Genomic DNA, 14,534 nt, shown 5'->3' with positions numbered 1-14,534 from the left:
TCTGTGAGGCGCCGCAAGTGCGCTTTATGTGGGAGGGGGCTTGCTCCCGATTGCGGTGTATCAGTCAAATAATCAACCTGCTGAAATACCGCTATCGGGAGCAAGCCCCCTCCCACATTTCGATCGAGTGGGATCAGTGGCGGAAGTGGCGCATACCGGTGAAGACCATGGCGATGCCGGCTTCATCAGCAGCGGCAATCACTTCTGCATCACGCATCGAGCCGCCCGGTTGGATCACGGCAGTAACACCGGCTTTCGCGGCGTTATCCAGGCCATCACGGAACGGGAAGAATGCATCGGAAGCCATTACCGAACCCACCACCTGCAAACCGGCGTGTTCTGCCTTGATCGCGGCGATACGCGCCGAGTTCACACGGCTCATCTGGCCGGCGCCGACACCGATGGTCTGGCGGTTCTTGGCGTAGACGATGGCGTTGGATTTAACGTACTTGGCGACTTTCCAGGCAAAGATCAAATCGTTGATCTCTTGCTCGGTCGGGGCGCGTTTGGTCACCACTTTCAAGTCTTGGCTGCCGATCATGCCGATGTCGCGGCTCTGTACCAGCAAGCCGCCATTGACGCGCTTGTAGTCCCAGGCAGCGGCGCGGTCGGCCGACCACTCGCCGCAGGCCAGCAGGCGCACGTTGGCTTTGGCGGCGACAATGGCGCGGGCTTCTTCGCTGACGCTTGGCGCGATGATCACCTCGACGAACTGGCGCTCGACGATCGCCTTGGCGGTCTCGGCATCCAGCTCGCGGTTGAAGGCAATGATGCCGCCGAACGCAGATTCGGTATCGGTGGCGTAGGCCAGTTCGTACGCCTGGCGGATACCGCCTTCAGCGTCCGGGCTCACGGCCACGCCGCACGGGTTGGCGTGCTTGACGATCACGCAGGCCGGTTTGACGAAGCTCTTCACGCATTCCAGCGCGGCGTCGGTATCGGCCACGTTGTTGTAGGAAAGTTCTTTGCCTTGCAGCTGGGTCGCGGTGGCAATGCCCACTTCGGCAGGCTTGGCTTCCACGTAGAACGCCGCGCTCTGGTGCGGGTTCTCGCCGTAGCGCATTTCCTGGGCCTTGATGAACTGGCTGTTGAAGGTGCGCGGGAACTGGCTGCGACCTTCTGTGCTCAAGGTGTCAGCCGCTTGGTTCACGGTGCCCATGTAGTTGGCGATCATGCCGTCATAGGCTGCGGTGTGTTCGAACGCCTTGAGCATCAGGTCGAAACGCTGGGCGTAGGTCAGGCCACCGGCTTTCAGGTTTGCCAGCACGTTGGCGTAGTCGCTGGCGTTGACCACGATGGCCACGTCTTTGTGGTTCTTGGCCGCCGAGCGCACCATGGTCGGGCCGCCGATATCGATGTTCTCGATGGCGGTGGGAAGGTCGCAGCCTGGCTTGTTGATGGTGGCTTCGAATGGGTAGAGGTTAACGGCCACCAGGTCGATCGGCTTGATGCCGTGCTCGGTCATGATGGCGTCGTCGATGCCGCGACGGCCGAGGATGCCGCCATGGATTTTCGGGTGCAGGGTCTTGACGCGACCGTCCATCATTTCTGCGAAACCGGTGTAGTCCGCGACTTCTACTGCGGCCACGCCGTTGTCCTGCAGCAGTTTGAAGGTCCCGCCCGTGGAGAGGATTTCCACACCCAGGGCTTCCAGCTCCCGGGCAAATTCGAGGATCCCGGTCTTGTCGGAAACACTGATCAAGGCGCGGCGGATCGGCAGGCGGGTAGTCTGGTCGGTCATTTCAATTTCCATCAAAAGCAAAGGAGTCAGCAAAAAAGGCGACCGGTTTTACGCGGGCGCCTTTCTGGTTTGATTGAATGCTTACAGCAAATCGTACTGCTTGAGCTTTTTGCGCAAGGTGCCACGGTTGAGGCCCAGCAGCTCACTGGCTTTGGTCTGGTTGCCCTTGACGTAGTTCATCACGCTTTCGAGCAAGGGCGCCTCGACTTCGGAGAGCACCAGGTTGTACACGTCCGTGACGGAAGCACCCTCAAGGTGGGCGAAATAATTGTGCAGCGCTTTCTCGACACTCCCGCGAAGGGTCTGGCCTTCTTCGCTGGGCGTGTTGAGGTGCTGTTTCAAATTGACGTTGTCGCTCACGGGTGTTGTTCCACTCACTAAAGTCTCGGTCATCATCGTCATGCGGCCACCCCTTTTCCATCCCCTGTTCCCAGGCTCTTGTCACGTTCGGCGAAGAACTCACGAACGGTGGCGACCTGTGCCTGCGTTTCATCCAAACGATTGAACTGAGCGCGAAATTCCTTGGCGCCCGGCAAGGTGGCGAGATACCAGCCGACATGCTTGCGAGCAATGCGTACGCCCATCACATCCCCATAGAAGGCGTGCAGGGCGGCCAGATGCTCCAGCAGAATACGTTCCACTTCGACCAACTCCGGCGCCGGCAAGACTTCACCAGTGCGCAGGAAATGCTCGATCTCGCGAAAAATCCACGGTCGCCCCTGGGCGGCCCGGCCAATCAACAATCCGTCGGCACCGGTTGCGTGCAGCACACGCCGGGCTTTCTCGGCGCAGTCGATGTCGCCATTGGCAAATACCGGCATCGACACGGCCTGCTTGATCGCGGCAATGGTGTCGTACTCGGCTTCACCGGTATAAAGGTCGGCGCGGGTACGGCCATGCACCGCCAGCGCTGTAATCCCGGCCTGTTCAGCGATCTTTGCCACTGTGAGGCCATTTTTGTTGTCCCGGTCCCAACCGGTACGAATCTTCAGGGTCACCGGCACATCGACTGCGCCAACGACGGCCTGCAGGATCTCGGCGACCAACTGCTCATCTTTCAACAGGGCGGAACCGGCGGCCTTGTTGCAGACCTTCTTGGCCGGGCAGCCCATGTTGATATCAATGATCTGTGCACCCAGCTCCACATTGGCCCGGGCCGCATCCGCCAGCATCTGCGCATCACCCCCGGCGATCTGTACCGAGCGTGGCTCGGGATCACCTTCGTGGATCATGCGCATCCGCGATTTGCGGGTGTTCCACAAACTCATGTCGCTGGTAACCATTTCAGAGACTACTAGACCCGCGCCCAAACGCTTGCACAGCTGACGAAAGGGCTGATCGGTGACACCCGCCATCGGGGCGAGGATCAAGCCGTTCTGCAATGTATATGGGCCGATGCGTACCGCCGACATAGGACTTCCCTGTTGTGGGGCCGGATCATTAGAGTTCGAAAAAGGGTTGGCATGATACCCGCTCTCGATGACGGGTTAAAGGCTGAATTGGATAAAATCTGAACAGTTATTTTTTTATCGCCACCGGTTTGGTTGACGTCGGTCAAGTCAATAATCCGCCGTCAAACCTCTGCGGGCGTGGCGTTTCACTCGGGCGAGTGGAAGCTCAGGCTGTAGTTCACGGCTTTGTTGCCGGGATCAAGGATGTCCAGGGAAATGTGGATCGGTGTCTGCGAAGGCATTTCGCTGACGCCGGCCAACTCGCCGCTCAGATACTCGGCGGGTTTGAAGCGACGACTGGCGATCAGGCTGCCGTTCAAATCTGCAAAACGCAGTTCCAGCAGCGGGAACGGCTGGGAAAAGGTTGCGCGGTTATAGAGGATCGCATCCACCACCAGCGCACCGGCGAACTCCGGGTGGCTGCGTACCACCAGGTTGCTGCTCTTGATATGGGCGATATCGACCCGCGATGGCACGGTGCAACCCAATTTCGGGCACAGCTGCTGGAACCACGGACGGTAGGCGTCCTGACGGGCCAGTTCGTCGAATTGGTAGGCGATGTACTGGCCTGCCAGGCCGGCGGCGGCGATCAGCACCAGCAGGATCCAGATCAGGCGGCGGCCCCAGCCCGACGGACGTTTCTGCGCATAGAGGTGCAGCGGGTCGTCTTCAAGGTCCTGGAGCACGGCGTCGTGCACGCTGGCCTCGGTGCGTGGGCGTTTACGCCGTGATTGCGGGCGTTCATCGGCTTCTTCTGCCGCTGGGGTCAGGGGCGTGAAGGGCGGGTCGGGCTCGTCGTCATGCAGGGGCGAGAGCAGGGTTGGCTCGTCGTCGATGGTTTCGCTGTGCAGCGACATGGACGGTTCGGTGCGCTGCCGGGTATTGCTTGGTTCAGGCTCGTCTTCGTCGCTGTCTGCGCGCTCTTGCGCGGGCTCGCTGAACAGGCTGGCGGCCCATTGTTCTTCCTCGGCCTTGACCGTGTCGCGGCTGGCGCTGAGGGTGTCTTCCTTGTGCCGACGATCGGTGCCGGGTTGCCGACGCTCCGCGCCCTGGGGTTGAGTGTGCTGAATCTCGCGGCGCTCGAGCTTGGCCAGTTCTTCGTCCAGGTCCAGGTTGTCCAGGTCCAGCTCCTGGGCTGTCCACTGCTTCTGGCTGATGGCTCGCGGGGGTTCAGGCGTTGGCTCAACCGCAGCGGGCAGTTCAGGTTCGGCTGCCGACACTTGGGCGCGCTGCTCCAGCAACTGGCGAGCGGCGTTGAACACTTGCAGGCACGAGCCGCAGCGCACAACGCCACGGGCCACGCTCAACTGAGCGTGGTTGACGCGGAAACGGGCTTGGCAATGCGGGCACTGGGTGACGAAACTGTCGGTCATGCGGCCATCCGATTCAGACAAGCGCTCATTCTAGCGCCGACGACCGCTGATGCGTACCCAGCCATCACGGTTGGCGATCGGGTCCAGCTCGAAATCCCTGGCGTAGGCCGCAGCCACTTCTTCACCTTGCTCGGCGAGGATACCCGACAGCGCCAGGCGCCCACCCGGCTTGACCAGGCTCGACAGTTGCGGTGCCAGCGACACCAGCGGCCCGGCGAGGATATTGGCGACCAGTACATCGGCCTGTACCTGGGGCAGATCTTCAGGCAGATAGAGTGGGAATTTGCCTTCAGCGATGTTATTACGCCCGGCGTTATCGCGGGAGGCTTCCAGGGCCTGCACGTCGATATCGGTGCCCACGGCCTCCTTGGCGCCCAGCAGCAGCGCGGCAATCGCCAGGATTCCGGAGCCGCAGCCGAAGTCCAGTACGTTGCTGTCGGTCAGGTCCTGGCCGTCCAGCCATTCCAGGCACAGGGCGGTGGTGGGGTGGGTGCCGGTGCCGAACGCCAGGCCCGGGTCCAGCAGCAGGTTGACGGCGTCTGGCTCGGGAGCAGCGTGCCAGCTTGGCACGATCCACAGGCGCTGGCCGAAGCGCATGGGCTGGAAGTTATCCATCCAGCTGCGTTCCCAGTCCTGGTCTTCGATGACTTCGCTGTGATGCTCGGGCAGCGGGCCGCCGGTGAGCAGTTCCATATGGGCCAGTACGGCGGCGGCATCGGTGCCGTCTTCGAACAGGGCCAGCAGGTGGGTGTGGGACCACAGCGGCGTGGTGTTGAGTTCCGGCTCGAAGATCGGCTGGTCTTCGGCGTCCATGAAGGTCACCGACACAGCGCCCACTTCGAGGAAAGCGTCTTCGTAGGTTTCGGCTTGTTCTGGGCTGATGGCGAGACGGACTTGCAGCCAAGGCATGGCGGGCACCTTTGAAAAAATGAATGTGCAGCGAGTAGGCCGCGAAAGCGCGCAAGTTTACGCGAGCGGGCAGCATAAGACGACATTACTGAATGAATGCGGACCAAATGTGGGAGGGGGCTTGCCCCCGATAGCGGTGGATCAGTTACAGATACTGAGGCTGACACACTGCAATCGGGGGCAAGCCCCCTCCCACATTTGTACTGTGTATGGCCTGAAAGCTGGGGGGCAGAAACAACAAAGCCGCCCGAAGGCGGCTTTGTTGGGTGGAGCACTTACTGGTTGGCCAGCTTGTGTTCCAGGTAGTGAATGTTCACACCACCCTCGCAGAAGCCCTCATCGCGAACCAGGTCCCGATGCAGCGGGATGTTGGTCTTGATGCCGTCGACCACGATTTCGTCCAGGGCGTTGCGCATACGGGCCATGGCCTCGTCGCGGGTCGCGCCCCAGGTTATCAGCTTGCCGATCAGCGAGTCGTAGTTGGACGGAACCTTGTAGCCGCTGTACAGGTGCGAATCCACACGTACGCCGTTGCCGCCGGGCGCGTGGAAATGCTTGACCAGGCCAGGGCTTGGGATAAAGGTTTTCGGGTCTTCGGCGTTGATGCGGCACTCCAGGGAGTGGCCGTGCATCTTCACGTCGTCCTGGGTGAAGGACAGCACGTTACCCGCGGCGATGCTCAGCATCTCCTTGACGATGTCGATACCGGTGACCATCTCCGAAACCGGATGCTCTACCTGCACACGAGTGTTCATCTCGATGAAGTAGAAGCGACCGTTCTCGTAGAGGAACTCGAAGGTACCGGCGCCACGGTAGTTGATGTCGATGCACGCCTTGACGCAGCGTGCCAGGACTTCCTGGCGGGCTTTTTCGTCGAGGCCCGGTGCCGGGGCTTCTTCCAACACTTTCTGGTGACGACGTTGCAGCGAGCAATCGCGGTCACCCAGGTGGATGGCGTGGCCCTGGCCGTCGGACAGCACCTGGACTTCCACGTGACGTGGGTTGGTCAGGTATTTTTCCAGGTAGACCATCGGGTTGCCGAACCAGGCGCCCGCTTCGGAGCGGGTCTGCTTGGCGGCTTCGATCAGGTCTTCTTCCTTGTGCACCACGCGCATACCGCGACCACCACCGCCACCGGCGGCCTTGATGATCACCGGGTAACCGACTTCGCGACCAATGCGCAGAGCGGTTTCCTCGTCTTCAGGCAGTGGGCCGTCGGAGCCTGGAACGGTCGGCACGCCCGCTGCAATCATGGCGTCCTTGGCCGAGACCTTGTCGCCCATCAGGCGAATGGTTTCGGCTTTGGGACCGATGAAGGCAAACCCGGATTTTTCCACCTGTTCGGCGAAGTCGGCGTTTTCCGCGAGGAAGCCGTAGCCCGGGTGGATGCCATCAGCGCCGGTCACTTCTGCGGCAGCGATGATGTTCGAGACTTTCAGGTACGAGTTCGTGGCCAGTGGCGGGCCGATGCAGATGCTTTCGTCCGCCAGTTTCACGTGCATCAATTCGGTATCGGCCGTCGAGTAAACAGCGACGGTCTTGATGCCCTCTTCCTTACAGGCGCGCAGGATACGCAGCGCGATCTCGCCGCGGTTGGCGATCAGGACTTTTTGCAGTTTCTTCGCAGGTTTCAACATCGAAGGCGCTCCGCGGTTCAAACGATGGTGAACAGCGGCTGGTCGTACTCAACCGGCTGACCGTTTTCTACCAGGATGGATTCAATGACGCCGGCTTTTTCAGCGGTGATGTGGTTCATCATCTTCATCGCTTCAACGATGCAGATGGTGTCGCCCACTTTCACGGTCTTGCCTACTTCAACGAAGGCTGGCGAGGTCGGTGCCGGGGTGCGGTAGAAAGTACCGACCATTGGCGACTTGACCACGAAGCCGTTCAACGCTGGTGCGGCTGGGGCAGCAGGGGCTGCGGCAGCGGCTGGAGCGGCGGCAGGGGCGGCAGCGGCAGGAGCCGGTGCTTGCATCTGCGGTGCGTAGAACTGTTGGGCCGGGGTCTTGCTGTGACGGCTGATCCGTACGGACTCTTCGCCTTCCTTGATTTCCAGCTCGTCGATACCGGATTCTTCCAGCAGTTCGATCAGTTTCTTAACTTTACGGATATCCATGAATCATCAACTCCCAAGGGTCGGTCAGGGGCGTTTAGCCTGTTCTTCAACGTGTTCCAGGGCGGCCTCCAGGGCCAGTCGGTAACCGCTGGCGCCAAGGCCGCAGATCACTCCTACCGCTACATCGGAGAAGTAAGAGTGATGGCGGAAAGCTTCGCGTTTGTGCACGTTCGATAAATGCACTTCGATGAATGGGATGCTCACCGCCAGCAGCGCGTCACGTAATGCAACGCTTGTATGCGTAAAAGCGGCGGGATTGATCAGGATAAAGTCCACGCCTTCGTTACGCGCGGCGTGGATGCGATCAATCAATTCATACTCGGCATTGCTTTGCAGGTAGAGCAGATGGTGGCCGGCTTCACGGGCCCGTCTTTCCAGGTCGAGGTTGATCTGGTCGAGGGTCACTGCCCCGTAGACGCCCGGTTCGCGGGTGCCAAGCAGGTTCAGGTTGGGTCCATGAAGAACCAGTAAGGTCGCCATCGGCTGTTCCTTGTTATTGGTAGGGGTGCGGCAGAACCCGGCGACTATGCAGCAAAGCCTTTGTGACTGTCCAGTTCTATGCAGTAGCCAGCACGATTAGCGAGGATTGCGCGAAATTTGTGACTGTGGCCCGGAATCCGGTCATGCTGAACACGGTCTTGAATCCACTGAAGATCAAATGTGGGAGGGGGCTTGCTCCCGATAGCGGTGGATCAGCTACAGGTATTGAGACTGACACACTGTAATCGGGAGCAAGCCCCCTCCCACATTTGATCTCCATAGGGCGGGAGAGCGGGTCAGACGCGGAAGGCTTGTACGGCAGTGTTGAGTTGCCCTCCGAGCACCAACAGGTGCTCACCCTGGCTACGCCCCTGGCCGATACGCAGCAGGTTGTCCTCACCCAGCTGGTGAATCCGCTCACTGTTATCGCGAATCTCACTCACGGCCCCACTCTGCTGCGCAGTCACATCGGCAATGCGTACCGCCGTCTCGGAAATCGTCTGGATCGCGCCGACGATTTCATCCAGCGCACCATCTGCTGCCTGGGCTTGCTGGGCGGTGGCTTCGGCGTGTTCAACCTGGGCGCGCATGCCTTGTACCGATTGATGGGCGGCGGTTTGCAGGCCGGCGATCAGGCCCTGGATTTCGGCAGTAGCGCCAGCGGTGCGCTGGGCCAGGGAACGGACTTCGTCGGCCACCACCGCGAAGCCGCGTCCGGCTTCACCGGCGCGAGCCGCCTCGATAGCGGCATTGAGCGCCAGCAAGTTGGTCTGCTCGGCAATCGAGCGAATCACGGTCAGCACGCCGCCGATGGTGGCGGATTCTTCCGCGAGTTTCTCGATCATCTGCGCATTTTGCTGCACTTCGCCCACCAAGGCGTGCAACCCGGTCAGGCTCAGGCCGATTACGCGCTGGCCTTGCTCCACAGCAAAGCCTGCACTGCGACTGGCGCCGGCAGCCTCGCTGGCATCCCCGGCCACTTGCTGGATGGTGGCTTCCAGTTCACCCAGGGAGTCACGGATTTGCGCGGTGTCGCCGGCCTGACGCTCGGCGCCGTCGTGCAGGCCGCTGCTCAGTTCGGCGAGGGCGCGGCTGCTGCCGGCCACTGCTTCGGCATTCCCGCGAATAGTGCCTACCAGGCCCACCAGATAGGCGCGCAGGCGGTTCAGGGAGGCTTCGATAGCGTGCAGTTCATGGTTGGTCTTGCCCAGGGCTATCGGCTGGCTGAAATTACCTTCGGCCCAGGTCGACAAGGCCGGTGCCAGATTGGTCAGCACCCGTGCCAGGCGCCGTTGCAGCGTGTCGATCAGCAGTGCGATCAACAGGATCAGGCCGATCATCACGCCTTGCAGCACACGCACCTCGCCCTGGATTCTGGCGTGCTGTGCACGCACTACCGGCTCCAGGCCGGCGATGGCCTGTTGCACGTTGGCGATCTTCAGGTGGGTGGCAGCGGCGAGGTCGGCGCGCTGCTGGATCTGCTCGCGGGTGCGCTTGAGTTCGGCGGGGTAGCGGGTCAACAGGCTGTTGAGCTCGCGCTTGAGGTCGACGCCGGTGTCCTGGGCTGCGGTTTTTTCGGTGTTTTCCAAGCCCATCAACGCGGAGAAATCGTCAGCGTTGGATTCGGCGCTGGCCTTTACCCCAAGCAATGGCAACTGCGCCAACAGGTCGGCCTGGGTGCGCATGGTGGCAATCTCGCGCTCCACCTCGTCGGCCAGCTCGGCGCGGCCGCTGCTCACCAGCTTGTCGCGGGCCAGGGACAGTTTGCCCAGATGCTGCGAGGCGGTCAGCAGGGGAGGCAGGTAGCGTGCTGCGTCTGTGGAGTTGACGCCGCTGGCGTACTGGCTCAGTTGCTCCAGGTTTGCGCCCAGTTCGCGCTCGGCCTGAACCAACAGTGCTTGCGGGTCGCCGGCCAGCTTGCCTGCAGCCAGCAGGTCAGTCTTGCTGAAGGTTTCCAGGTCCGCAAGGCTGGGGTGCAGGGTTTGCGCTAACTCGGCCGGCAATTGCGCGAGTTGCTGCAACAGGCTCTCCAGGCTTTGACTGGCGCTGCTCAGGCGCAGGGCATCGCCGCTGGCCAGGTAGTCGTCGATATTGCGCGCTGCCTGGTTTTGAAAGCCCTGGGACAGGCCCAGGTAGCGCTCCATCAATAAATAAGGCCGCTCCAGCGCCCGTTGCGACCACCACAGCGTCGCCCCGAGGGCCAGGCATACGGCCACCAGCAGAAGGGTATTGAGATTGGTCAGCAGCTTGAGGCGCATGCGGGGTTTCAACCGACGGCAAAAGATAAGTGCCTGAAGTTATTGCGCTTGCGTTACAGAGTTATGACCGATTCGGTGGATTCCGGTGAAAAGATGGCACTTTGCTTTGATGCGCGCGCGGCTTGCACGCGGTTGCGTCCGGCGTCCTTGGCAAGATATAGCGCTTCGTCAGCCTGGGCAGCCATCGTCAGGCTGTCGCAACCGTCACACAGCTCCACCAGGCCGGCGCTGAAGGTGCACCACAAATCCTGCGGTTGGGCGGGGTAGTGGATTTCTGCAAAGCGCCGCCGAATGTCGTCCAGTACCTTGCAGGCCGATTCCACGTCGGTGTCGGGCATCACAATGGCGAATTCTTCACCGCCATAACGGCCGATGTAGTCGGTCTTGCGCAGGCGCTGCTTGAGAAACAGCGCCAGGCTCTTGATCACCCGGTCGCCCATGGGGTGGCCGTGGCTGTCATTGACACGTTTGAAGTGGTCGATATCCAGCATCGCAAAGCTCAATGGCTTGTTCTCGCGGCGGGCGCGAAAGCTGCAGTCTTCGAGCAATTGCAGGATATGCGTATGGTTGTACAGCCCGGTCAGGCTGTCGCGCACCATCCGCGCCTTCAAGTTGCGCGCACGCGCTGCGCGGTTGCGCACGGTGGTGATCAGGTGGCGCGGCTTGATCGGTTTGGTCAGGAAGTCATCGCCGCCTTCGCTCATCGCGTCCAGCTGTTTGTCCAGGTCGTCTTCGGCCGACAGGTAGATGATCGGCACGCTGACGTAACGGTCGTTGTGGCGAATCACCTTGGCCAGTTCGGTGCCGGTACAGGCGGGCATATACATGTCGAGGATGATCAGGTCGGGCTGGAAATCCGCCAGTTCGGCCATGGCCTGGATCGGTTCGATCAAGGTGCGCGTGACAATCCCGGCGCTGTTGAGCAGGCGCTCGGTGTGCAGCGCCTGGGCCCGCGAGTCGTCAATGATCAGCACTTTGTACGGCTCGTACTGGGCAACGCAAGTCAGCACTTCGATCTTTTCCAGCAGGCTCGAAGCCTCCAGGGTGCCGGTCAGGAACTCCTCACCTCCGGCGCGCACGGCGGCCAGGCGCGTGGGCGTGTCGGTTTCGTGCAGGCTGAAAAACAACAGCGGCAGCTTTTGCTCCAGGCCCTCCTGGGCTTGCGCGGCGAGGGTGAGGCCCAGGCCGGGGCCGCAAAAGTCCACGTCCATGACGATGGCTGACGGCAGGCGCTCAGCCATGGCCGTGTGAAAAGCCGCGACGCTGTCCAGGGATTGGGCACTCAGGCCAAAGAATTCCAGCTGCTTGGCCAGGCGCTCGGCGCGGTCGTGGTCGGCCAGCATCACGTAGATCGGTTTGCGCATCGGTGGCAGCAGGGTTTGCTCAAGCTGGTCACCCTGACGCAGGCCGGTGCGCGACAGGCGCTGCATCAAGCGGTTGAGTTCGGTGATCAGTTGGCTGCTCAAACGGCCACGGTTTTCGTCCACCGCCTGGAGAGTTTGGCCAATATGCTGGGCCAGTTGGCGGTGTTCGGGCTGTTCAAAACGCTCGGCGAAGCGCTGCAGGCGCAGGTTGGCTTCGCTGAGTTCGGAAAAGTCGGCGTTCGACCATTCGCCGCGTTGCAGGCGCTGCCAGATCTCAAGAATTTGACGTGCCTGATGAATTACCCGCTGGGCAAAATGCTGCTTGAGACGCTCGCGGCTAGGGTCTTCTGACTCGGTCATATCCTGACTACTGTGAGGGTGCATGCTGAGGTCGACTGATGGCTCTATGCTAGCACCTCTTTTCTGTTGCATGAGTGTCATACGTCAATTAAGTCTGCGTGCCGGATATTCAGTTATTGACCCGCGGGTCGCGCAGCGTAAAAAGCGTGCATCCTTTATAGTCCAACCTTGCTTGTGCGCCACTTTCGCGTAAAAGCCCCGCAACGATGGGCACGATGGGGTAGGGTTGTGGTCGGAGTGTCTGAACGCACCCGGACAATTGACGTGCATGAACTCAAGTGATTGAAAGGATATCGCCATGCTGGACTGGAAAAACCGTGAAGGCAGTGCCAAAGGCCCCGCCCCTGAGCCCAAGTCGGCCAACCGCAGCTATTTTCGCAACTTGCTGATGAGCCGGGCTTTGCTCAGCATTATCGGCCTGTACCTGCTGGTCACCGGTGGCCTGGGTTGGTACTGGAGCCAGGAGCCGGCGCTGTTTCCGGTCCAGCAGAACGCCCAGCTTGCCGCCGAGAAGGAAGGCAAGCAGATGGTCGTGGGCTACACCACGGTCGAAACCCTCAAGACCGTGGTCGGCACCTTGCTGAACAAGCCTGGCGGCTACATCTCCAACGACCGTTTCCCGCCGGGCTTGTGGATGGACAACATGCCGAGCTGGGAATATGGCGTGCTGGTGCAGGTGCGTGACCTGACCCGCGCACTGCGCAAAGACTTCGCTCGCTCCCAGTCGCAGTCGGCTGAAGACGCGGACCTGGCCAAGGCCGAACCGCGGTTTAACTTCGATAACAAGAGCTGGGTGCTGCCTTCGAGCGAGTCGGAATACCAGGAAGGCATCAACTCCCTGAGCCGCTACGAAGCGCGCCTGTCTGACCCGAACCAGCGCGGCGCACTGTTTTACGCGCGTGCCGACAACCTGAACAACTGGCTGGGCGATGTGGCGACCCGTCTGGGCTCGCTGTCCCAGCGCCTGTCGGCCAGCGTCGGCCGCGTCAAACTGAACACCGCGCTTAAAACCGAGGCGCTGGCGCCGGGCGAAGTGCCGCAAGTCGATGAAGAAGTGGTGGAAACCCCATGGATGCAAATCGATAACGTGTTCTACGAAGCCCGTGGCCAGGCATGGGCCTTGTCCCATCTGCTGCGCGCCATCGAAGTCGACTTTGCCGACGTGCTGGCCAAGAAAAACGCCACCGTCAGCGTGCGCCAGATCATTCGTGAGCTGGAGGCCTCGCAGGAGCCGGTGTGGAGTCCTATGATTCTTAACGGCAGTGGCTTCGGGGTACTGGCGAACCATTCGTTGGTGATGGCCAACTATATTTCCCGGGCAAACGCTGCAGTGATCGACTTGCGTCAGCTCCTCAACCAGGGTTGATGATGGACGCTACTCAAAAGGAGGCCGAACACCGTGCGGCCTCCGATGCTGAACTGATCTGCTGGGTCGACGAGCAGGACAAGCTGCTCGGCCACCTGGTCAGGTCCGACCTGCGCCAGCGCGGCCTGATTGGCCGTTGCACCTTTATCTTTCTGTTCAATTCCAAGGGCGAGCTGTGTGTGCATCGGCGCACCTTGAGCAAGGCCCTGTATCCGGGGTTTTGGGATACGGCGGCTGGCGGCATGGTGGCGGCGGGGGAAAGCTATGCCCTGTCGGCACAGCGAGAATTGGCCGAAGAGCTGGGCGTAAGTGGAGTGGAGTTGGTCGAGCACGATCATTTTTACTTTGAAGATGGTGACAGCCGCCTGTGGTGCACTTCCTACTCTGCCGTATGGGACGGCCCGTTGTGTTTGCAGCCTGAAGAGGTCATGGAGGCACGCTTTCTGCCCCTCGAAACGGTGCTTGCCGAGGCCGAGCAAAAGCCCTATTGCCCGGATGCTCAAGAAGGTCTGCGGCGCTATCTCGCCTCACGTCGCTAAAGTTGCATAAATTGGCGCCATTTGGCTCTTAGCAACTTCGCTTTTTGCCGTTACACTGCGCGCCTTTTCACCCGAACCACATTAGCGGTTCGGTAGCGCTGCCCCTGCCTGAGTGGGGCTTCGCGGTCGGTCACCGCCCTTTGCGGCGCCGATCAGTCTTCATCCTCCCAAGAGGATTGCCGGTGGCCAAAAAAGCCGCATCCTTCGCCGCCCTTGGTGGCTTGGTATTTTCCACCGACGCAGGTCGACACTGCCCGGACTGTCGTCAGCCCGTGGATTCGTGTACCTGCAAACAGACCCTGATCCCCGAAGGTGATGGCATTGCCCGCGTACGACGCGAGAGCAAAGGCCGTGGCGGCAAAACGGTGACCACCATCACCGGCGTGCCCCTGGCCGAAGATGCCCTCAAGGAGCTGGCCACCACGCTGAAAAAGCGCTGCGGCACCGGTGGTGCGTTGAAAGACGGGGTCATCGAGATTCAGGGTGATCACGTCGAACTGCTGTTGGCCGAGTTGATCAAGCTCGGTTACAAGGCCAAGAAGTCCGGTGGCTGAAAGCCTCTTCCCAACCTGTG

At 60.9% G+C, this 14,534-nt stretch carries 13 protein-coding genes; 3 read left to right on the top strand and 10 right to left on the bottom strand.

What is annotated here, in order from left to right; translation table 11 throughout:
* Positions 1-133: 133 nt before the first annotated feature.
* The 10 genes from purH to JH25_RS15770 all read right to left on the bottom strand — a co-directional run bounded on the left by purH (position 134) and on the right by JH25_RS15770 (position 12,055).
* Positions 134-1,741, bottom strand: a complete 1,608-nt coding sequence (gene purH / locus JH25_RS15725) for a bifunctional phosphoribosylaminoimidazolecarboxamide formyltransferase/IMP cyclohydrolase (RefSeq protein WP_032878113.1) — start codon at positions 1,739-1,741, stop codon at positions 134-136.
* Between the two features lie 81 nt (positions 1,742-1,822).
* Positions 1,823-2,143: a DNA-binding transcriptional regulator Fis gene (gene fis / locus JH25_RS15730; RefSeq protein WP_002555375.1), complete on the bottom strand. Its 321-nt coding sequence runs from the start codon at positions 2,141-2,143 to the stop codon at positions 1,823-1,825.
* Positions 2,140-3,153 carry a tRNA dihydrouridine synthase DusB gene (dusB, locus tag JH25_RS15735; protein WP_032878112.1) on the bottom strand — a complete coding sequence of 338 codons (1,014 nt, stop codon included), beginning with the start codon at positions 3,151-3,153 and terminating at the stop codon, positions 2,140-2,142. The genes fis and dusB overlap by 4 nt, the downstream gene beginning before the upstream one ends.
* A 185-nt stretch (positions 3,154-3,338) precedes the next feature.
* The gene (locus tag JH25_RS15740) at positions 3,339-4,565 is read right to left on the bottom strand and encodes a DUF3426 domain-containing protein (protein WP_032878111.1); all 1,227 of its coding nucleotides are present in this window, start codon (positions 4,563-4,565) and stop codon (positions 3,339-3,341) included.
* 30 nt (positions 4,566-4,595) lie between these two features.
* Positions 4,596-5,474 (bottom strand): 50S ribosomal protein L11 methyltransferase, encoded by an 879-nt coding sequence (gene prmA / locus JH25_RS15745; protein ID WP_032878110.1) that lies wholly within the window; start codon positions 5,472-5,474, stop codon positions 4,596-4,598.
* A 275-nt stretch (positions 5,475-5,749) separates the two neighbouring features.
* Complete coding sequence (gene accC, locus JH25_RS15750) at positions 5,750-7,111, bottom strand: acetyl-CoA carboxylase biotin carboxylase subunit (protein ID WP_003188188.1); 1,362 nt, start codon at positions 7,109-7,111, stop codon at positions 5,750-5,752.
* Positions 7,112-7,128: 17 nt separating this feature from the next.
* Positions 7,129-7,593, bottom strand: coding sequence for an acetyl-CoA carboxylase biotin carboxyl carrier protein (accB, locus tag JH25_RS15755; RefSeq protein ID WP_003188191.1), 465 nt, complete (start codon positions 7,591-7,593; stop codon positions 7,129-7,131).
* A 24-nt stretch (positions 7,594-7,617) separates the two neighbouring features.
* A complete protein-coding gene (aroQ, locus tag JH25_RS15760; protein ID WP_032878109.1) occupies positions 7,618-8,073 on the bottom strand; it encodes a type II 3-dehydroquinate dehydratase in 456 nt (151 codons plus the stop codon).
* Between the two features lie 296 nt (positions 8,074-8,369).
* Positions 8,370-10,331: a methyl-accepting chemotaxis protein gene (locus tag JH25_RS15765; RefSeq protein ID WP_032878107.1), complete on the bottom strand. Its 1,962-nt coding sequence runs from the start codon at positions 10,329-10,331 to the stop codon at positions 8,370-8,372.
* A gap of 53 nt (positions 10,332-10,384) precedes the next feature.
* Complete coding sequence (locus JH25_RS15770; RefSeq protein WP_005784403.1) at positions 10,385-12,055, bottom strand: response regulator; 1,671 nt, start codon at positions 12,053-12,055, stop codon at positions 10,385-10,387.
* A 298-nt stretch (positions 12,056-12,353) separates the two neighbouring features.
* Here JH25_RS15770 and JH25_RS15775 point away from each other — a divergent pair, with 298 nt between their 5' ends.
* The 3 genes from JH25_RS15775 to JH25_RS15785 all read left to right on the top strand — a co-directional run bounded on the left by JH25_RS15775 (position 12,354) and on the right by JH25_RS15785 (position 14,514).
* On the top strand, positions 12,354-13,421 hold the full coding sequence (locus tag JH25_RS15775; protein WP_003188197.1) for a DUF2333 family protein: 1,068 nt from the start codon (positions 12,354-12,356) through the stop codon (positions 13,419-13,421).
* Positions 13,422-13,423: 2 nt separating this feature from the next.
* Complete coding sequence (locus JH25_RS15780) at positions 13,424-13,960, top strand: NUDIX hydrolase (protein ID WP_032878106.1); 537 nt, start codon at positions 13,424-13,426, stop codon at positions 13,958-13,960.
* Positions 13,961-14,142: 182 nt separating this feature from the next.
* Positions 14,143-14,514 (top strand): translation initiation factor Sui1, encoded by a 372-nt coding sequence (locus JH25_RS15785; protein WP_005784408.1) that lies wholly within the window; start codon positions 14,143-14,145, stop codon positions 14,512-14,514.
* Positions 14,515-14,534: the final 20 nt, after the last annotated feature.

This window comes from Pseudomonas sp. BRG-100 (genome assembly GCF_000737955.1).
GTDB lineage: Bacteria > Pseudomonadota > Gammaproteobacteria > Pseudomonadales > Pseudomonadaceae > Aquipseudomonas > Aquipseudomonas synxantha_A.
This window is presented reverse-complemented; position numbering and strand designations above follow the sequence as displayed.